This is a genomic window from Streptomyces sp. LHD-70, assembly GCF_031157275.1.
In the GTDB taxonomy this organism is placed as follows: Bacteria; Actinomycetota; Actinomycetes; order Streptomycetales; family Streptomycetaceae; genus Streptomyces.
The window spans coordinates 1,026,760-1,044,995 of record NZ_JAVIFW010000001.1; the positions used below are offsets into that span (position 1 = coordinate 1,026,760).

General features: G+C 73.7%; 21 protein-coding genes. 14 read left to right on the top strand and 7 right to left on the bottom strand.

All coding sequences use genetic code 11. The features are described 5' to 3' along the window. Positions 1 to 117 precede the first annotated feature (117 nt). From RCO28_RS04605 to RCO28_RS04615, 3 genes are all read left to right on the top strand, one after another. Positions 118 to 783 carry a class II aldolase/adducin family protein gene (locus RCO28_RS04605; protein ID WP_308939586.1) on the top strand — a complete coding sequence of 222 codons (666 nt, stop codon included), beginning with the start codon at positions 118 to 120 and terminating at the stop codon, positions 781 to 783. A 64-nt stretch (positions 784 to 847) separates the two neighbouring features. Further along, the gene (locus tag RCO28_RS04610; protein ID WP_308939587.1) at positions 848 to 1,975 is read left to right on the top strand and encodes a hypothetical protein; all 1,128 of its coding nucleotides are present in this window, start codon (positions 848 to 850) and stop codon (positions 1,973 to 1,975) included. A 268-nt stretch (positions 1,976 to 2,243) separates the two neighbouring features. Continuing rightward, positions 2,244 to 3,635 (top strand): hypothetical protein, encoded by a 1,392-nt coding sequence (locus RCO28_RS04615; RefSeq protein ID WP_308939588.1) that lies wholly within the window; start codon positions 2,244 to 2,246, stop codon positions 3,633 to 3,635. A gap of 304 nt (positions 3,636 to 3,939) precedes the next feature. Here RCO28_RS04615 and RCO28_RS04620 read toward each other — a convergent pair whose 3' ends face one another. Continuing rightward, complete coding sequence (locus tag RCO28_RS04620) at positions 3,940 to 4,830, bottom strand: neutral zinc metallopeptidase (protein ID WP_308939589.1); 891 nt, start codon at positions 4,828 to 4,830, stop codon at positions 3,940 to 3,942. A gap of 198 nt (positions 4,831 to 5,028) precedes the next feature. On the opposite strand from RCO28_RS04620, the gene RCO28_RS04625 reads away from it, so the two are divergent. The 4 genes from RCO28_RS04625 to RCO28_RS04640 all read left to right on the top strand — a co-directional run bounded on the left by RCO28_RS04625 (position 5,029) and on the right by RCO28_RS04640 (position 9,196). Continuing rightward, complete coding sequence (locus RCO28_RS04625) at positions 5,029 to 5,910, top strand: hypothetical protein (RefSeq protein ID WP_308939590.1); 882 nt, start codon at positions 5,029 to 5,031, stop codon at positions 5,908 to 5,910. A 96-nt stretch (positions 5,911 to 6,006) separates the two neighbouring features. Further along, positions 6,007 to 7,605: an ABC-F family ATP-binding cassette domain-containing protein gene (locus tag RCO28_RS04630; protein ID WP_308939591.1), complete on the top strand. Its 1,599-nt coding sequence runs from the start codon at positions 6,007 to 6,009 to the stop codon at positions 7,603 to 7,605. 384 nt (positions 7,606 to 7,989) lie between these two features. Next, positions 7,990 to 8,211: a helix-turn-helix domain-containing protein gene (locus RCO28_RS04635; protein ID WP_282539242.1), complete on the top strand. Its 222-nt coding sequence runs from the start codon at positions 7,990 to 7,992 to the stop codon at positions 8,209 to 8,211. A 163-nt stretch (positions 8,212 to 8,374) separates the two neighbouring features. Next, positions 8,375 to 9,196, top strand: a complete 822-nt coding sequence (locus tag RCO28_RS04640) for an enoyl-CoA hydratase/isomerase family protein (protein WP_308939592.1) — start codon at positions 8,375 to 8,377, stop codon at positions 9,194 to 9,196. 79 nt (positions 9,197 to 9,275) lie between these two features. On the opposite strand, the gene RCO28_RS04645 is transcribed toward RCO28_RS04640, so the two are convergent. Then, positions 9,276 to 9,938: a hypothetical protein gene (locus RCO28_RS04645; protein WP_308939593.1), complete on the bottom strand. Its 663-nt coding sequence runs from the start codon at positions 9,936 to 9,938 to the stop codon at positions 9,276 to 9,278. Between the two features lie 98 nt (positions 9,939 to 10,036). On the opposite strand from RCO28_RS04645, the gene RCO28_RS04650 reads away from it, so the two are divergent. From RCO28_RS04650 to amaP, 5 genes are read left to right on the top strand one after another with little or no spacing between them, the layout of a single operon-like run. Further along, a complete protein-coding gene (locus RCO28_RS04650) occupies positions 10,037 to 10,507 on the top strand; it encodes an Asp23/Gls24 family envelope stress response protein (protein ID WP_308939594.1) in 471 nt (156 codons plus the stop codon). A 58-nt stretch (positions 10,508 to 10,565) separates the two neighbouring features. Then, complete coding sequence (locus tag RCO28_RS04655) at positions 10,566 to 10,763, top strand: hypothetical protein (RefSeq protein ID WP_308939595.1); 198 nt, start codon at positions 10,566 to 10,568, stop codon at positions 10,761 to 10,763. Further along, positions 10,763 to 11,113, top strand: a complete 351-nt coding sequence (locus tag RCO28_RS04660) for a DUF6286 domain-containing protein (protein ID WP_308939596.1) — start codon at positions 10,763 to 10,765, stop codon at positions 11,111 to 11,113. Before RCO28_RS04655 ends, RCO28_RS04660 begins: the two co-directional genes overlap by 1 nt. Further along, the gene (locus tag RCO28_RS04665) at positions 11,110 to 11,850 is read left to right on the top strand and encodes a DUF6286 domain-containing protein (RefSeq protein ID WP_308939597.1); all 741 of its coding nucleotides are present in this window, start codon (positions 11,110 to 11,112) and stop codon (positions 11,848 to 11,850) included. The genes RCO28_RS04660 and RCO28_RS04665 overlap by 4 nt, the downstream gene beginning before the upstream one ends. Before the next feature lie 3 nt (positions 11,851 to 11,853). Next, positions 11,854 to 12,432: an alkaline shock response membrane anchor protein AmaP gene (amaP, locus tag RCO28_RS04670; protein ID WP_308939598.1), complete on the top strand. Its 579-nt coding sequence runs from the start codon at positions 11,854 to 11,856 to the stop codon at positions 12,430 to 12,432. Between the two features lie 174 nt (positions 12,433 to 12,606). Here the strand turns inward: amaP and RCO28_RS04675 are convergent, their stop codons facing one another. From RCO28_RS04675 to RCO28_RS04695, 5 genes are all read right to left on the bottom strand, one after another. Further along, positions 12,607 to 13,362: an SDR family oxidoreductase gene (locus tag RCO28_RS04675; RefSeq protein ID WP_308939599.1), complete on the bottom strand. Its 756-nt coding sequence runs from the start codon at positions 13,360 to 13,362 to the stop codon at positions 12,607 to 12,609. Positions 13,363 to 13,416: 54 nt separating this feature from the next. Continuing rightward, positions 13,417 to 14,205 carry an SURF1 family protein gene (locus tag RCO28_RS04680; protein ID WP_308939600.1) on the bottom strand — a complete coding sequence of 263 codons (789 nt, stop codon included), beginning with the start codon at positions 14,203 to 14,205 and terminating at the stop codon, positions 13,417 to 13,419. Positions 14,206 to 14,281: 76 nt separating this feature from the next. Continuing rightward, positions 14,282 to 14,515, bottom strand: a complete 234-nt coding sequence (locus tag RCO28_RS04685; RefSeq protein WP_308939601.1) for a hypothetical protein — start codon at positions 14,513 to 14,515, stop codon at positions 14,282 to 14,284. Positions 14,516 to 14,625: 110 nt separating this feature from the next. Beyond that, entirely contained in the window at positions 14,626 to 15,597 is a 972-nt protein-coding gene (locus RCO28_RS04690; RefSeq protein WP_308939602.1) for a DEDDh family exonuclease, read from the bottom strand. A 67-nt stretch (positions 15,598 to 15,664) separates the two neighbouring features. Further along, complete coding sequence (locus RCO28_RS04695; RefSeq protein WP_308939603.1) at positions 15,665 to 16,411, bottom strand: TetR/AcrR family transcriptional regulator; 747 nt, start codon at positions 16,409 to 16,411, stop codon at positions 15,665 to 15,667. A gap of 110 nt (positions 16,412 to 16,521) precedes the next feature. Between RCO28_RS04695 and RCO28_RS04700 the strand changes: the two genes are divergently transcribed. Next, positions 16,522 to 17,346, top strand: a complete 825-nt coding sequence (locus RCO28_RS04700; RefSeq protein WP_308939604.1) for an acetoacetate decarboxylase family protein — start codon at positions 16,522 to 16,524, stop codon at positions 17,344 to 17,346. Beyond that, entirely contained in the window at positions 17,346 to 18,230 is an 885-nt protein-coding gene (locus RCO28_RS04705) for an SDR family NAD(P)-dependent oxidoreductase (RefSeq protein WP_308939605.1), read from the top strand. The genes RCO28_RS04700 and RCO28_RS04705 overlap by 1 nt, the downstream gene beginning before the upstream one ends. Positions 18,231 to 18,236 lie beyond the last annotated feature (6 nt).

Here is an 18,236-nt window from a genome sequence, read left to right on the forward strand (position 1 = left end):
CCGGCCTCCGGAGGCCCTGTTGTGCACCGCCGGGGGAGGGCGACGAACCGCCGAAGAGATCCTGATCACGTGGCGTCCCCGCCCCGCCTTCCCGGGCTCCTTTGGCAGGATCGCCCCATGACGGAACGGACAAGCGACACAGAGGAGTTGGCGCGGGCCTGGGCCGAGCTCGTGGCCACCGCCCGCCGCACCGCCGACACCGGGCTCGTCGTCGGCACCTCGGGCAACGTCTCCGTACGCGTCGGCGAGCTGATCCTGATCACGCCGAGCGGCGTCCCGTACGAGCGCCTCGCGCCCGAAGACCTGGTCGCCGTGGACCTCGACGGCAACCAGGTCCGCGGCACCCTCCAGCCGACCAGCGAGCTCCCGCTGCACCTCGCCGTGTACCGCTCCACGCCCGCCGGGGCCGTCGTCCACACCCACGCCCTGCACGCGACGGCGGTCTCCACGCTGGTCCCGGAGCTGCCGCCCGTCCACTACATGGCGGCGGACCTCGGCGGGCCGGTCCGCGTCGCCCCGTACGCCCTCTACGGCACGCCCGAACTGGCCGCGCACCTCCTTGACGCGCTGCGCGGCCGCACCGCCTGCCTCCTCCAGAACCACGGCGCCGTCACCTACGGCGACACCCTCGACCAGGCGTACGACCGCACCGCCCAGCTGGAGTGGATGAGCCGCCTCTGGCTCACCGCGCACGCCGTGCCCGGCCACACCCCGAGCCTGTTGAGCCCCGCCGACCTCGCCGCGGCCGGGCGGCAGCTCAAGGGGTACGGGCAGCGGCGCTGAGGAGCGCCCGCGAGCGGCGCACGCCGAGTGGCCCGACGCCCGGTCCCCGCCGACACTGGAGCGCATGCGCCCCGTATCGGCCGCCGCCGCGGCCCTCACCGCCCTCATCGGTGCCGGCGCGGCCGCCGTGGCGGCCGGACGGTACGCCAGCGACGCCGCGCTCAAGGCGCGCCCCGGCCGCCCGCTGCCCGGCGACCCCCGGCTCACCGTGCACGAGGCCGACGGCGAGCGGATCACCCTCACCCGCTCCCTCGCCACCCTGCGCCCCGGCACGTACGGCCTCGGCGGCGACGGCTCCCACGCGATCGTCGGCCCGGTCCTCGACGGGCAGGCCCCGGCCGCCGACACCGTCGTACGCCGCCTGGTGCGCGTCACCCACGGACAGCTGGAACCCGGCGCCAAGGTCCGGCTCACCCCGCAGGTGCACCTCGGCAACCCGCGCGACGCCCTCGGCCTTGAGCACGCCGACGTCGACATCCCCGGAGAGCTCGGCGGCCTGCCCGCCTGGTTCCTGCCCGGCGGCCGCGACACCTGGGTGATCACCGTGCACGGGCTCGGCACCACCAGGGAGCACCCCATGGTGGTGATGGACCTCCTGCACCGCCTGCGGCTGCCCGTCCTCGACCTCGCCTACCGCGGCGACGTCGGCGCCCCGCGCCAGCCCGACGGCCTCGGCCACCTCGGCGACAGCGAGTGGCGCGACCTCGACGCCGCCATCCGCTACGCCGTGCGCTACGGCGCCGAACGCGTCGTCCTGTACGGCTGGTCCACCGGCGCCACCATGGCCCTGCGCGCCGCCAACCACTCCGCGCTCCGCGACCGCGTCAGCGGCCTCGTCCTGGACTCCCCGGTGCTCGACTGGGAGCTCACCCTGCGCGCCCTCGCCGCCGCCCGGCACACCCCGGCCCCGCTCCTCCCGCTCGCGGTCCGCGCCGCCCAGGGCCGCACCGGCCTCGGCGGAGGCCGGGTCACGGAGGCCGCCGAAGCCGCCGCCCTGAGCGTCCCCACCCTGCTCGTGCACGGCCCCGACGACACCCTCGCCCCCTGGCGCCGCTCCCGCGAACTCGCCGACCGCCGCCCGGACCTGGTCACCCTCAGCGCCGTCCCCGAAGCCCCGCACGCCGCGATGTGGAACGCCGACCCGAAGGGGTACGAGGAGACCCTGCGCCGCTTCCTGACCCCGCTGATGTAGGACGCGTACGGCTCCCGGCGGGGCGTGTGCGGCCCCTGAGGCGCGTGTACGTCTCCGCGGCGGGCACGTCCCCCGAGGCGCGAGCGTACGACTCCCCTGGGTGACCAGGGCCGCTCGACCAGCCGCGGCTTTCCTGGTGCTGTGCCCGTACGTGCCGCATTTCCCGCGCCCGGAGCGGGGCGGCCATAGCGGGCACAACCACCGGCATCGGACGCCAACTCGGCATCCCGTTTGGGCTTTCGAGGCCCGAGCGGGAAGACTGCCCCCCGTGACGTCCCGTACCCCGCGCGACTCCAGGCTCAGACTCGTCGGCCCCCGCACGCTCGCCACCGCCCCACGGGCCGTGGCCGAACGGCGCACACGGCGCTCGGCGCCACGCCCTCCCGAGGGCACGCCGGCCCCCGCCGTGCTCGCCCGGATGGCCCGCGCCGAGCTCGCGGGCGCCGCCCGGATCGCCCGCTGGGCCGACAGCGCGCCCGGCCGTGACTCCGCGATGCGCCCCGGCTGCGCCGGCACCCTCACCGAGTCCGCGGCCGAACGGGCCGCCGCCGAGCTCGGCCTGACGTCGCGTCAGGCCCGCGCCGACTGGGACGCGGCCCGCCTCGCCGGACTCGTCGAGGTGCACGGCGGCGACGCCCGCCCCGGCTGGCGGCTGCGCGCCTGGGACCGCGACGACTCCGCCGTACTGCGCGGCTGGGTCGCCCTGTTCGACGCCTGGTCCCTGGTGCGGCCCGCGCCGGACGAGCACGCGCCCGCCGCCGTCGCCGAGGCCATCGAGGCCATGCCGCAGGTGCTGTCGCTGCTGCAGCTCTCCGCGGGCCCCGTCCCCGTACCGCAGCTGCTCGACCTCCTGGAGCAGCGCGTCACCGAACTCCGCGACGAGCGCTGCGAGATCCCCTTCGGACCGCAGCCCGCACCCGTACCCGCGCCCGCAGAGGCGCCGCTCTCGCCGCTGCTCGACTGGGCGCTGCGCGGACTCGCCCGCGTCGGCGCGCTCACCCTGGACGACGGCCACGCGACCCTTACACCGCTGGGCAGTTGGGCGGTCTGGGTCAAGCTGGAACAGATCATCGTCGCCGCCCAGAGCCCGGCGGGGAACATCGAGCACGCCGCCGAGGAGATGCTCCGCGGCTGCGCCCGCCTCCGCCCGAACGCGGCGCGCGCCGAGTACCGCGCCTGGCTCGCCGCCCGCCCCGTCGGCAGCGCCGTCACCGAACTCCTCGACGCCGCCCGCGGCGACGACGCCCTGCTGCGCGGCCTCGCCTTCGAGGCGCTGCGCGTCGTCGGCCCGCCCGCCGAGCCCGACGTACGCGCCGCCGCGTCCGAACCCCCGCTGCGCCCCTACGCGTTGATGTGGCTCGCCGAGCAGGAGGGCGCCGACCCCGAGGACGTGCACACGGCCCTCACCCGCGACGAGTCGACCTGGCTCTGGGTGGACACCGCGGCCGCGGTCGCCGACCACGGCGAGTCCGAACTCCTCGTGCGCCACCTGGAGTCGGCGATCCAGCCCACGGTCCCGGCCCTGCTCCAGGAGGTACGAGCGGTCGGCCACCCCCGCACGGTCCAGGTCCTGGTAGCCCTCGCGGCCGCCCACCCGGACCCGGCCCTGGCGAAGGCGGTCCGGAGGGCGGCGTTCCAGGTGCATACGGGCGGGGCGTAGGCCTCCGGCGCTGATCAGCCGACTGCGGCACCGTCGTGGGCTGCCGCCCCCGGCCCCTTGGTCGTCAGGCGTGCCTGCCATCGTGGCTGCGCGCGCAGTTCCCCGCGCCCCTGAAAAACCCGCCCCACCGGCAAATCCAGCCCCTCCGGCGTTTGAGGAGCGGGGGTCCGGGGGCTGGCCCCCGTGGCTGTCCGCAGGACTTTCGGGAAGGGGCGGGGAGGGGATCAAAAGGAAGCCCGTCCGGCGCTTGAGGACGAGCCCGCAGGGCGATGCGACGGCACCCGAGTCGACGGCACCCGCACCCTCACCGGAACGTATTGCACCGCCCCATATCCCCCGACCGAAACCCCTCGTAGAACCACTGCTGCCGCTGCTGCGCCGACCCGTGCGTCCAGGACTCCGGCGTGACCCGCCCCTGGAACTTCTCCTGGATCCGGTCGTCGCCGACCGCCGCCGCCGCGTCCAGGCCGTCCCGGATGTCGGCGTCGGTCAGCTCGGTGATCAGCGGCCGCCCGGTCTGCGGGTCGGGCGTGCGCGTCGCCTGCCGCGTCCACACCCCCGCGTAGCAGTCGGCCTGCAGCTCGACCTTCACGGCGTTGCTGTTCGCGCCGGTGCGTCCGTCCTGCGCGCGCCCGAGCGTCCCCATCAGGTTCTGCACGTGGTGCCCGTACTCGTGCGCCACCACGTAGGCCTGCCCGAACGGGCCGCCCCCGGCGCCGAACTTGGACCGCAGCTCCTCGAAGAAGCCCAGGTCCAGAAAGACCTTGCGGTCGCCGGGGCAGTAGAACGGCCCGACCGCCGACGTCGCGTTGCCGCAGGCCGTGCCCACCCGGCCGGTGAAGAGCACGGTCTGCGCGGGGGTGTAGCGGGCCTGGCGGCGCTGGAACTCCTGGCCCCAGAAGTCCTGGACGCTGTTGACCACCGCGACCGTGCGGCAGTCCTCCTCGGTGTTGGCGTCCTCACCCGTCAGACACGACTCCCGCACCTGCGAGGCGCTCGACGACGACACCGAAGGCTGATCGTTCTCCGAGGTCAGCCCCAGGTTGTCCGGACCGACCCCGAAGAACAGGCCGAGCAGCAGCGCGATCACCCCGGCCAGGCCGCCGCCGATCGTGGCCCTGCCGCCGGGGACCCGGCTGCGGCGCACGTCCTGGACCTCGGACGTGTCGAGCCGGGCGTCGTCGTCGAACTGCATGCGGGTACCACCCTCTGCTCCTCGCCGGGGCGGCCACCCCGCCGCCCTGCGTTTGCGCCGAGTATCTGGCAGTTCATCCCGCTCTGCCCCTCGACGACGGCCACGGGGCCGAAGGAGGGAGCCCCGTCCGAGCCCCCACGGCGTCGGCACACCCCGCGGCTACGCTCTGCGCCTGATCCGGGACGGAACGGGGGAGACGTGACCACGGCGGCACCGGAGACCGGCACGCGGGAAGCCGAGCGGCCCCCGGGAACCCGGGCCCCGCACCCCGCCCGGCCCCACCGCACCACCACCCGACTGGCCCTCCCCCTCCTCCTCGCGCTCCTCGCCCTCCCCCTGGCCGCCGCCCTCCACCAGGGGCGCCCGGCGCCGTACGGAGACCGGCTCACCGTGCACGCGCCCTCCGCCACCACCGACGCGGAGAGACGAAAACAGGCACTACAGAAGGAGGGCCGAGAACCGGCACCACACAAGAAGAGCCGAGAACCGGCACTACAGAAGGAGGGCCGAGCCGTCGTCGCGTACGACACCGACAGCGGTCGGCCCCGCTGGACGTACACGCGTGAAGGCCGCCGTCCGCTCGCCGTGCTGCCCGCACCCGGTCACGCCTTCACGCTCTGGGACGACGGACTCGTGACCGATACGGAACGCCGCACCGGCAGTGCCGTGCGCTGGCACCGGGCCATCCCCGCGGGCGCCGACTGGCTGCGCACCCCGGGCGCCCGCGGCGGCGCGGGTGTCCTGCGCCTGCTCGACCGCGAGGCCGCCATGCTCGCCGTCGTCACCCCGCGGCGCATCACCGCGTACCGCACCGTCGACGGCGACCTGCGCTGGGTCCTGCCCGCCCGCACCGGCTGCGCCTTCCGGCCCGCCCGTGCCGTGCGCCACGGCAGCGCCCTGCTGCTGGCCCAGCCCTGCTCCGACCCGGACATCCCCTGGTCGGAGCAGGTCCTCGCGGTCGACGACCTGGGCCGCCTCGTACCCGGCCGCACGCCTCTCGGGAACGCGCTGCCCGGGGGAGCGACGGCCGCGGCGGGCGCTGGGAAGGCGCTGGGAAAAGTGGTTGCACACCCCCGTTAGAATTGCCGTATGGCAATTCTCCTCGCGCATTAGACGGCGTAGACCGCGCGCCCCAGCCCCGTCCGCCGTCCCTTCCTTCCCGCCTGGAGTCTGTCCGTGATCACCGCAACCGGCATCGAGCTGCGCGCCGGCGCCCGAGTCCTGATCGAGAACGCTTCCTTCCGTATCGCCAAGGGCGACCGCATCGGCCTGGTCGGCCGCAACGGCGCCGGCAAGACCACGCTCACCAAGTGCCTGGCCGGTGAGGGCCAGCCCGCCGGCGGCACCATCAGCCGCTCCGGTGAGGTCGGCTACCTCCCGCAGGACCCGCGCACCGGCGACCTCGACATACTGGCCCGCGACCGCGTCCTGTCCGCCCGCGGCCTCGACGTCCTCATCCGCAAGATGCGGGAGAACGAGGAGCGGATCGCAAACGGCCAGGGCGGCACCCGCGAGAAGGCCCTCAAGCAGTACGAGCGCCAGGAGACCGAGTTCCTCACCAAGGGCGGGTACGCCGCCGAGGCCGAGGCCGCCACCATCGCCGCCGCGCTCGGCCTGCCCGACCGCGTGCTCGGCCAGCCGCTCCATACGCTCTCCGGCGGTCAGCGCCGCCGCGTCGAGCTCGCCCGCATCCTGTTCTCGGACGCGGACACGCTGCTCCTCGACGAGCCCACCAACCACCTCGACGCCGACTCCATCGCCTGGCTGCGGGACTATCTGAAGACGTACCGCGGCGGCTTCATCGTGATCTCCCACGACGTCGACCTGGTCGAGACGGTCGTCAACAAGGTCTTCTACCTGGACGCCAACCGCTCCAACATCGACGTCTACAACATGGGCTGGAAGCTCTACCAGCAGCAGCGCGAGGCCGACGAGAAGCGCCGCAAGCGCGAGCGCCAGAACGCCGAGAAGAAGGCCGCGGCCCTCAACACCCAGGCCGACAAGATGCGCGCCAAGGCCACCAAGACCGTCGCCGCGCAGAACATGGCCAAGCGGGCCGACCGCCTCCTCGCGGGCCTGGAAGAGGTGCGCCAGAGCGACAAGGTCGCCAAGCTGCGCTTCCCCGAGCCCGCGCCCTGCGGCAAGACCCCGCTGATGGCCGAGGGCCTCTCGAAGTCGTACGGCTCCCTGGAGATCTTCACGGACGTCGACCTGGCCATCGACAAGGGCTCGCGCGTGGTCATCCTCGGCCTCAACGGCGCGGGCAAGACCACGCTCCTGCGCCTCCTCGGCGGCGCCGAGAAGGCCGACACCGGAGAGGTCATCGAGGGCCACGGCCTCAAGCTCGGCTACTACGCACAGGAGCACGAGACCCTCGACCCGGACCGCACGGTCCTGGAGAACATGCGCTCGGCCGCGCCCGACCTGGACCTCGTCGCCGTCCGTAAGACGCTCGGCTCGTTCCTCTTCTCCGGGGACGACGTGGACAAGCCGGCCGGAGTCCTCTCCGGCGGCGAGAAGACCCGCCTCGCCCTCGCCACGCTCGTGGTGTCGTCGGCGAACGTCCTGCTGCTCGACGAGCCCACCAACAACCTCGACCCCGCCAGCCGCGAGGAGATCCTCGGCGCGCTCCGTACGTACAAGGGCGCCGTCGTCCTGGTCACGCACGACGAGGGCGCCGTCGAGGCGCTGCAGCCGGAGCGGATCATCCTGCTCCCGGACGGCGTCGAGGACCTGTGGGGCGCCGACTACGCGGACCTGGTCGCCCTCGCCTGACCAACGGAAGGCCCGCCTCGCTGTCGCGGGGCGGGCCTTCCGCCTGTCCGTCCCGCTCTGATCAACTCCGTATGGATCATTCGCCGGACGCGTGATCCTTCATCTGCGTGAGATCGCCTCGTACCGAGGTGTGTCGTACACGGATTTCCCGGCTCCGCCCCCTTTCCCGCCGCGGCCTCCTCCCGCACCGCGCTGACCTGGCGCTTCACCGACGCACTCGTTCGGCGGTACGGTCCCGGCGCCGCGGAGTCCTTGGTTCCGCTAGTGGCGTCGGCTTCCCGCGCCATGAACCTCGTCACACCGACCTTGCCGAATGGGTGGCCAGGAGGCCCGGGAGGGGTGATCATGAGAAGTCCAGAGCGCACTTCCCATGAGGAGGCACGGGTGGCCGAGACTCTGAAGAAGGGCAGCCGGGTGACCGGCGCCGCGCGCGACAAGCTCGCGGCAGACCTGAAGAAGAAGTACGACGGCGGTGCGAGCATCCGGGCACTCGCCGAGGAGACGGGCCGTTCCTATGGCTTCGTGCACCGGATGCTCAGCGAATCAGGAGTCACGCTGCGGGGACGCGGCGGAGCGACGCGCGGCAAGAAGGCCGCGTCGGCCTGAGAACGGGCGGCTCACCGGCTTCGATGGTGGCTACCCGGTCGGTCCGCTGATCGGCCGGGTGGTTACTGTGCAGTCACTTAACTGGCAGGCGTACGCGCAGGACGTCCACGTCCGACGGGTCCGGCTGCCAGCTGTCGACTGCTGTCCCATCGGAGGCACCCCAATGGCTTCGCCCGAACCCCAGCACGCAGCCGAGTCCGACGCGACCGAAGTGTTCGCCAAGGACGGCGTGCGTCTCGCCGTCGACGGCGAGACCGCGACGGTCACCCTCACCAACCCGGCCAAGCGCAACGCTCAAAGTCCCGCGCTGTGGCGGGCGTTGGCGGAGGCCGGGCGCGCGCTGCCCGGCAGCGTGCGGGTGGTGGTGCTCAGCGGCGAGGGCAAGTCGTTCTCCGCCGGGCTCGACCGGCAGGCGTTCACGCCCGAGGGCTTCGACGGCGAGCCGTCCTTCCTTGACATGGCGCGCGGGGGCGACGCGGAACTCGACGCCGTCATCGCCGAGTACCAGGAGGCGTTCACCTGGTGGCGGCGCAGCGATGTCATCACCATCGCCGCCGTCCAGGGCCATGCGATCGGCGCGGGCTTCCAGCTCGCCCTCGCCTGCGACCTGCGGATCGCCGCGGACGACGTGCAGTTCGCCATGCGCGAGACCAGCCTCGGCCTGGTGCCCGACCTCACCGGCACGCACCCCCTGGTCTCCCTCGTCGGGTACGCCCGCGCCCTGGAGATCTGCGCCACCGGACGCTTCGTCCACGCCGAGGAGGCGGAGCGCATCGGCCTCGCCAACCTGGTGGTCCCCGGCGCCGAACTCGGCGCCGCGGCACAGGACTTGGCGGGCGCACTGCTCGCGGCCCCCCGCGACGCCGTCATCGAGACCAAGGCCCTGCTCCAGGGCGCGGTCCACCGCACGTACGAGGACCAGGTTGTCGCCGAGCGGGCGGCGCAGGGCCGTCGGCTGCGGGATTTGGCGGGGCTCGGGGAGTAGCGCCCTGCCGGGCGGCGCTTGAGGAGCGGGGTCCGGGGCGGAGCCCCGAAGCTTCCGCAGGATTTCGGGGAAGGGCCAGTCACGTCACCGTCGTCACGACGGCCGCCGCCTCCTCGGCCGCCGCCCGGACCGCCCGTACGACATCCAGCACCCGGTGGTCTGCAGCCACGACCAACTCGAACCGCACATGCGGTGAGCGCAGGACCCGTACGTCCACCACGCCCGGCACCGCCCGTACCGCCGTCGTCGTCGCGTCCTCGTCCCCCGCGGGTGCGATGGTCGGCGGGGCTTCCGCGGCAGCGGGCGGCGGCGCCGCGTCCAGGAGTTCCGTGACCCGCAGGTCCACCTCCGCCACCACCAGGCCGATCCGCTCCACCGCTGCCGCGATCAGCTCCGCCCGCACCCGCGCCGCCGTCGACGGCAGCGGAACGTCCGCCGTGACCGCCAGCTCCGCGGCGATGCGCAGCGGACCCGGCGGCAGGGCGCTCGGCGGCGCCGGTACGGCCGGATCGCCCGCCGCGTCCGGCTCGGCGAGCGCGAGGCGCAAGCTGTCGATCCGTACGCCCGCGACCGAGGCGCCCGCCGGCCGCAGCACCTGGGCCGCCGCGCGTTCCGTGATCCACGCGCCGTCCGCCGCCTCGCCCAGGGGCAGCAGCCGCCCGAGGCGGAGCTGTTCCCGTACCGCGCGCGTGCGCGAGGCCGCGGTGTGCGCCTTGTGGTCCGTCGACCGGTCAGCCGTCATCACACCAGCCTGCCGCATCCCCTGGCGCGAAGTTGTCCAACCCCACCTAATGTGGGCAAAAGGAGCGCATCACCCCTCCTTCGAATGGGACGAACGCGATGAGCGACAGCGAAGAGCGAGGCAAGCCGGGGGCCGTGCGGGCGACGGAGAGCTCAGCCCAGTCAAAACGCGGCGGGGGTGACCCCGGCAGCCGGGGGCGTACCACCATCGCCGACGGCGTGGTCGAGAAGATCGCCGGGCTCGCCGCCCGGGAAGTGCCCGGCGTGCACGCCATGGGCTCCGGGATCTCCCGCACCTTCGGTGCCGTACGGGACAAGGTCCCCGGCGGTGCCTCGGCCGTCACTCGCGGGGTGAAGGCGGAGGTCGGCGAGGTGCAGACGGCACTCGACCTGGACATCGTCGTGGAGTACGGCCTGCCGATCGCCGAGGTCGCCCGTGGCGTACGGGAGAACGTGATCGCCGCCGTGGAGCGGATGACGGGCCTCGAGGTCGTGGAGGTCAACATCGCCGTCGGCGACGTGAAGCTGCCCGACGAGGAAGAGGACGAGCCGGAGTCCCGGATCCAGTGACCGGTGATCCGATGACCAGCGTGCCGACCGGTCCGGTCGGTGGGGCGAGGAGCGTGTGATGAGCATGGCGTTGGTCGGCCTGCTGGCCGGCATGGGACTCGGCTTCGCCGCGTACTTCGGCGGCTTCGGCGCCTTCCTCCTGGTGGCCGCGCTCGGCGCGGTCGGCTTCCTCGTGGGCCGGTTCGCCGACGGGGACCTGGAGCCCGGTGACCTCTTCCGCGGCCGGGGCGAGGCGCGCGGCGAGCGGCGGCGCTGATGGCGGTCGCGGCGATCGAACCGGGCGAGCGCGGGGCGACCCGGATCGCCGACCGGGTCGTCGCGAAGATCGCCGCCCGCGCGGCCCGCGAGGCGCTGCGCACCGGCGTGCCCGAGGGCGGGGACGCACCCAGCGCCACCGTCACCGTGCACCGCGGCAGCGCCCACGTCCGCGTCAGCCTCGACCTCGACTACCCCTGCGACATCGGCGGCCAGTGCGGCGCCGTGCGTCGTCAAGTCACCGAGCGGGTAGAGACGTTGGCGGGGATGACGGTGCCCGAGGTGAGCGTCCAGGTGGAGCGGCTGCACTCGGCACGCTCCCGGGCCGCGGCGCAGGGGAGGACACGATGAGCGGCCCTGACGACAGCACAGGCAGCTCAGGCAGCACAGGCAGCACGGACAGCGCAGACGGCACGGACAGCGGCGCCGACGGCGGTACCCGCCCGCTCCCGCTTCTGGAGAAGCGTCCGAAGAACCCGGACGGACTCGACCAGTCGGCGTCCGCCGCCTCGTACACCCCCGTCCTGACCCCGCCGGAGGGCGGCGAGCACCGGCGCAGATGGTCCGTGCGCCGGTGGCCGGCCGTCGTCGTCGGCCTGCTCGGCCTCGGCGCGGCCGGGCTGCTGCTGTACGACGTGGCCGCGGTGCGCGCCGACCGGCCCGCGATGCGCTGGCGGCACGTTCTCGGCGAGCAGTTGGACGAGCGTCCCCTCGACGACCTGTGGCTGCTGATCGGCGCGGGCGCCGCGGCCCTGCTCGGCCTCTGGCTCCTGCTGCTCGCCGTCACCCCCGGCCACCGCTCGACCCTCGCGATGAACAGCGGTCAGGAAGACGTATACGCCTGGCTCGACGCGGAGGCCGCCGCCCTGGTGCTGCGTGACCGCGCGATGGAGGTGCCGGGCGTGCGCTCGGTCCGCGTACGGGTGCGGCGCGCCAGGGTCGATGTGCGCGCGGTCGCCCACTTCCGTGAACTCGACGACGTACGGGCCGACTTGGATACCGTGCTCGGCGACGGCATCGCCGCGCTCGGCCTGTCCCGCTCGCCGGGCCTGCGCGTGCGCGTCGACCGGCCGGGAAAGCGGGGCTGAACGATGCTGCGGACCGTCAACCGCGTCCTGCTCGCCCTGGTGGGCCTGATCCTGCTGCTGCTCGGCGGGACGGTCCTGGCCACGGGGCTCGGGGCGCCGATGCCGTCGTGGTGGGTGTACGACGGCCGAGGCGACGTCCTGCTGAGCGACGCCGACCGGGCCAGGTGGCGGGACGAGTCGTGGTTCTGGCCCGTCGTGATCGCGGTGCTCGCCGTCCTCGTCCTGCTCGCGCTGTGGTGGCTGGTCGCCCAGACGCGGCGCGGCCGGCTCGCCGAGGTCCTGGTCGACAGCGGCGACGGCGAGGGCGCACTGCTGCGCGGCCGGGCCCTGGAGGACGTGCTCGCCCGCGAGACGGAGGTGCTCGACGGGGTGGAGCAGGTCCGCGTACGCCTCAGGGGCCGCCGCACCACCCCGCACGCCGGGGTCTGCATGCTGCTCGCCCCGCACGCCGAACCGGCCGTGGCGCTGCGCTTGCTCACCGCGGACTCCCTGGCCCAGGCCCGTACGTCGGCGGGCCTCGACCGGCTGCCTGCGGAGGTCCGGATGCGGGGGGTCAAGCATCGGGCGCGGCGGGTGAGTTGAGGAGGGGGCGGGTCTTCCGGACGAGGTCCCGCACCGTCGACTCGGGCGCCGTCGATCGCCCTCCGGGCTCGTCCTCAAACGCCGGACGGGCTGAATGTGCCGACCAAGCCCGCAAGCTCAGCCCCTCCGGCGTTTGAGAGGGGGGAGGGGGTCCGGGGCGGAGCCCCCGAAGCCTCAGAACCCCCGCAGCGAACCCCCGTCCACCGGCACCATCACGCCCGTCACGTACGACGCCGCGGGCGACAGCAGGAACGCCGTCGCGCGGCCGAACTCCTCCGGGGTGCCGTAGCGGCGGAGCGGGATCCCAGCCTCGTTGGCGGCGCGGGCCGCGTCCGGGTCCGGGGAGAGGCCGTCGAGCTGCTTCATCCGGTCCGTGGCGATGCGGCCGGGCAGGACGCCGACGACGCGGACGCCGCGCGGGCCGACCTCGTCCGCGAGGGACTTGGCGAAGCCCGCGAGGCCGGGGCGCAGGCCGTTGGAGATGGTGAGGCCCGCGATCGGCTCGTACACCGAACCGGAGAGCACGAAGCCGATGACGCCGCCGTCGGAGAGCTCCGCGGCGGCCGTGCGGGCGAGCCGGACCGCGCCGAGGAAGACCGACTCGAAGGCCGACTGCCACTGCTCGTCGGTGTTGCTCGCGGCGGTGCCGGGGGCCGGGCCGCCGACGCTGATGAGGACGCCGTCGAAGCGGCCGAAGCGCTCGCGGGCGGTGTTGATGAGGCGGGCGGCGGCGGCCGGGTCGGCGTTGTCGGCGGCCACGCCGACCGCGTTCTCGCCGAGCGCCGCCGCGGCCTCGGCGACCGACTTCTCCTCCCGGCCGGTGACGACGACCTGCGCGCCGTCCGCGACCAGGGCCTGCGCCGTGGCGTGGCCGAGCCCGCGGGTGGCGCCGGTGACTACGTAGACACGGTCCTTCAGTCCAAGATCCATGGCCCTATCCTGCCGGGTCTGCGGCGGCGAGGGCGAGGCCGGTCCACGAAGCGGTCACGCGGGCGCGGGCACGTCCTCCGCGGCCGGAGCCTGGGCCGCGCTCTCCCGGTCGCGGCGCTCGCGGCGGACCATGACCCACCAGCCGACGGGCACGCCCGCGGCGAACAGCCACCACTGGATCGCGTACGCCATGTGCGGGCCGATCGAGTCGTGGTCGGGGGAGCCGATCAGCTCGGGGGAGCCGTCCTTCGGCTCGGGCGTGGCCAGTTCGACGTATCCGCCGAGGACCTGCTTGCCGAGGGACCTGGCCTGGTCCTTGCTGTCGATCAGCATGGTCTGGCGCGGCGGCAGGCCCTTGAGGTCCTTGATGCCGCTGCCGTCGGTGGTCTCGTCGGCCATCAGGCGGCCGACGACGGTCACTTCGCCGGCGGGCGGCGCGGGCACCTTCGGGAACGTCTTCTGGTCGGCGGCCGAGGGCACCCAGCCGCGGTTGACCAGCAGCACCTTGCCGTCGCGCAGTTCGAGCGGTGTCAGTACGAGGAAGCCGACCCGGTCGTCGGCGTTGGTGCGGCGGCGTACGACGACCTCGTGCTCGGTGTCGAAGGTGCCGGTGGCGCTGACCTGCCGCCAGTAGTCCTTGCGCGGGACGGTGTGGCCCGGAGACGTGAGGTCCTCGACGGGGGCGGGGTCGGCCGCCAGGTTGTCCGCGATCAGGGTGTTCTGCGCGACCCGGTGCTCGTGCCGGTGAAACTGCCAGAAGCCCAGTTCGATCATCCCAGGGATGAGGGCGAGGGCGAGGAGGGTGAGCAGGACCCACTGCCGGGACAACAGGAAGCGGTACACGACGTCGACGGTACCCCGCACGCGAAGGCCCCCGACGGGTGGGGTCCCGTCGGGGGCCGGAGGGTGGAGCGGCTGTTCACACCTTGTCGACGATGCCCACCTTCCCCTCCGCGCGGGAGCAGTGCGCCCCGCAGAACCAGTGCCCCTCGACCTCGACGCCCTGGCCGATGATCCGGCACCGGCAGTGCTCGCAGATGGGCGCCATGCGGTGGATGGCGCAGGAGAAGCAGTCGAAGACGTGCACCGCGCCCTGCGCGTGCACCTCGAAGGACATGCCGTAGTCGTTTCCGCAGACCTCGCAACGTGCCATGCGCCTCAGGTTGGGACGCGGGCCCGCCCGCGCGGGTCAGGCATGCGGGAGGCGGTGCCGACAATCACTCGGTCGCGGTCCCCTGCCTCACCCGTCTGACGGCCCGGCGCTCATGCCTCCGAGGCCGGTGCGACGTCTCTCAGGAGCTGCCCGAAGGCGGCCTCGTCGAGGATCGGGGTGCCGTACGACTTCGCCTTGACGACCTTGGACGTGCCCGCGTCCGGGTCGTTGGTGACGAGCAGGCTGGTCAGCCGCGACACGCTCGTCGCCACGTGCAGTCCGGCCTCGACCGCGCGGTCCTCCAGGAGTTCACGCTCGACCGAGGTGTCTCCGGAGAACGCCACCCGCATGCCCTGCTTGAGCGGTTTGTCTGCTTCGTACCGCCCGGGGTTGGGGTACGGGCACGCCGGGCGCTTGCGGTTGGGGCGCCAGCCGCCGGGGCGGTACGAACCCTGGCGGCCGATGTGCGGGGTCGCCGGGGAGTCCTGCCACTCGGTCAGGGGGCGGCACTCCAGGAGCGGCAGCCGCACGTCGTCCCCGGCCGCCGTGTGCAGGCTCGGGCGGAACGCCTCCGCGAGCACGCGCGCGTCGTCCAGGGCGTGGTGCGCGCGCTGCTGCACGACGCCGAAGTGCGCGGCGAGCGACTCCAGCTTGTGGTTGGGCAGCGGCAGGCGCAGCTCCTTGGCGAGCGCGATCGTGCACAGGCGCTGGCGGACCGGGGCGGTGCGCCGCGCGCGGGCGTACTCCCTGGCGATCATCGACCAGTCGAAGACGGCGTTGTGCGCCACCAGGACGCGGCCGTCCAGACGGGCCGAGAACTCCTCGGCGATCTCCGGGAAGAGCGGGGCGCCTTCGAGGACGTCGCTCGTCAGGCCGTGGATCCACACCGGGCCCGGGTCGCGCTCCGGATTGACCAGCGTGTACCAGTGGTCCTCGACCTCGCCCTGGGCGTCGAGCTGGTAGACGGCAGCCGACACTATCCGGTCGTCCCTTGCGAGGCCGGTGGTCTCCACGTCGACGACCGCGTACCCCGAGGGGTACGCGGCCGGCCATGGCGCTGCTGTCGTGCGGTCTTCGAGCATGGTCCCTGAGGATACGGCCCGGCACTGACAACGCGGACACGTGGTCCGCCGCCCGCGCCCGGCTCCGTCAACTCGCCCCGGGCGTACGGGAGTCCACCTCCGGGTCGGTTCCGGGGGTGCTCGACGGGGTGTTCGACGGGGTGCTCGGCGGGGTGTTCGACGGGGTGTTCAGGAGGCCCTCGACCAGGGCCCGGACCGAGACCGTGAACAGCTTCTCCGGCTGCGGTCCGCGGGCAAGGGCCCGCGCGAGCGCCGGGTCGTGCACACCCTGGCCCACGCCCTGCACGTCCCACAGCTCCTGCTCGCCGGGCTGCTGCACGGGCGCGCGGGCGCGGTTGCGCTCGACCAGGACGAAGCCGACGGTCTGGAACAGGACCGCCCGCACCGCCTCCGCGGCCGGGGCGCCGCGCAGTCCCGCCGCGTGCACCTCGTGCACCAGGGCGCGGGCGGCGGGCTGGAACATCCGCTCGGTGAGGCCGCGTTCGTGCACCATCGCGATCAGATGCGGATGGTCGAGCAGCCGGCGGCGCAGCGCACGGGCCACCGACACGAGCCGCACCGCCGGGGTACGGCCGCGCGGGCTGAGGTCGCCGAGCTCCTCGACGGTCCGCTCGACGAGGGCTTCGAGGAGCGACTCGCGGTTGCCGACGTGCCAGTAGATCGACGTGACCGCGGTGCCAAGGTCGGCGGCGAGCTTCCGCATCGTCAGGGCGCCCGGCCCGTCCTGCTTGACCAGGGCGGCGGCCGTCGCGAGCACCTGCTCACGGGTCAGCGACGGCCGTACGGGACCGGAACCACGGGCGCGACCGGACACAGAACCCCCCAACTCCCTTGCCTGCAAGGGTCTTTACCCTTCATCGGCCACGGTGTAACTGTGTTACAGAACCGCGCACGTCGAGCACGTCCTGTGAAGGGTGGTACGACATGGCACGGATACGGTACGGCGCACGCTCCGAGGCGGAGATCCGGGCGGCGCGCGGCGCGAGCGCGAAGCTCCCCGACATCTGGTCCACGGGAGTCGTCGCCGCATGGGAGACCGACCCGGACGCGGTCGCCGCGGTCCTCCCGCCGCCGCTGAAACCCACCGGCCGGCCCCTGGTGCGGGCCAACATCAGCAAGGTCGACCTGCCGGGCTACCCGCTCGGCGCGGGCTCCGTCGCGGTCGCCGCGGCGCATGGCGGGGTCACCGGCTGGTACCCGCTGGTCATGCCGATGACCCACGAGCGGGCGCTGATCGGCGGCCGGGAGGTCTTCGGCGAACCGAAGAAGCTGGGCGAGGTCACCGTCGAGCGGGACGGGCTCGTCGTCCGCGCGGCGCTGGCCCGGCACGGCATCGCGTTCGTGGAGGTGCGCGGCGCGGTCGGCGAGGCCCTGGCGCCGCCGGAGCCGGCCCGGAAGACCGACTTCTACTTCAAGTTCCTTCCCGCGGTGGACGGTTCGGGCCTGGAGGACGACGCGGCCCTCGTCCACTGCATACGCCACGAGAAGGTGCGCAAGCTGGAGCGGATCACCGGGGACGTGGTCCTGCGCGAGTCGATGTACGACCCGGTGGCTGACCTGCCGGTGCTCTCGCTCGTCGAGCTGACCATCGGCGAGAAGACCACCGACCAGCAGGGCCGGGTGGCCGAGCGTGTCAGCGCCGAGGCCCTGTTGCCGTACATCCACCAGCGGTACGACGACCCGCAGCAGATCCTCGACGGCCCGCCGGAGGGCAGCGAGAGGGCGGCGGCCGGGAAGGGCGGTGCCTGATGGAGCTGCGCCCCGGACAGGTCGCCGTCGTCACCGGCGCCGCGAGCGGCATCGGCCTGGCGATGGCCCGGCGGTTCGCCGCCGACGGGCTGAAGGTGGTCCTCGCGGACGTCGAGGAGGAGGCCCTCGACAAGGCCGCTGCCGCTCTGCGCGCCACCGGCGCCGAGGTGCACGCGCGCGTAGTGGACGTTTCCGAGCGTGACTCGGTCACAGAACTCGCGGACGCGGCGTACGACACCTACGGCGCCGTGCACGTGCTGTGCAACAACGCCGGGGTCGGCTCGGGCGCCGAGGGCCGGATGTGGGAGCACGAACCGAACGACTGGAGTTGGGCGTTCGCCGTCAACGTGTGGGGCGTCTTCCACGGCGTACAGGCCTTCCTGCCGCGGATGCTGGCGGGCGGAGAGCCCGGCCACGTCGTCAACACCTCGTCCGGCGACGGCGGCATCGCCCCGCTGCCCACCGCCTCCGTGTACGCCGTCACCAAGGCCGCCGTCGTCACGCTCACCGAGTCGCTGTACGCGCATCTGAAGGCGGAGCACGCGCGCGTGGGGGCGTCCGTGCTGTTCCCCGGGCCGCACATGCTGCGCACCGGCCTGTGGGAGTCGCACCGCAACAGGCCCGAGCGGTACGCGAAGGAGCGGCCGCGCAGGACCCCGTACCGCAGCCTCGACCAGTGGGAGGCGGCGATGAAGGAGGCGGGGCAGGAGGTGCGGTTCACGCCCGTCGAGGAGGTCGCCGACTTCGTCGCGGACGGCATCAGGGAGGGCCGCTTCTGGCTGCTGCCCGAGAGCGAGCACAGCGACCGGCAGATCCGGGCGCGCTCGCAGTCGATGCTCGACCGCGCCGAACCCTCGTACCTCGAACGCTTCATCCTGGACTGAGGAGCC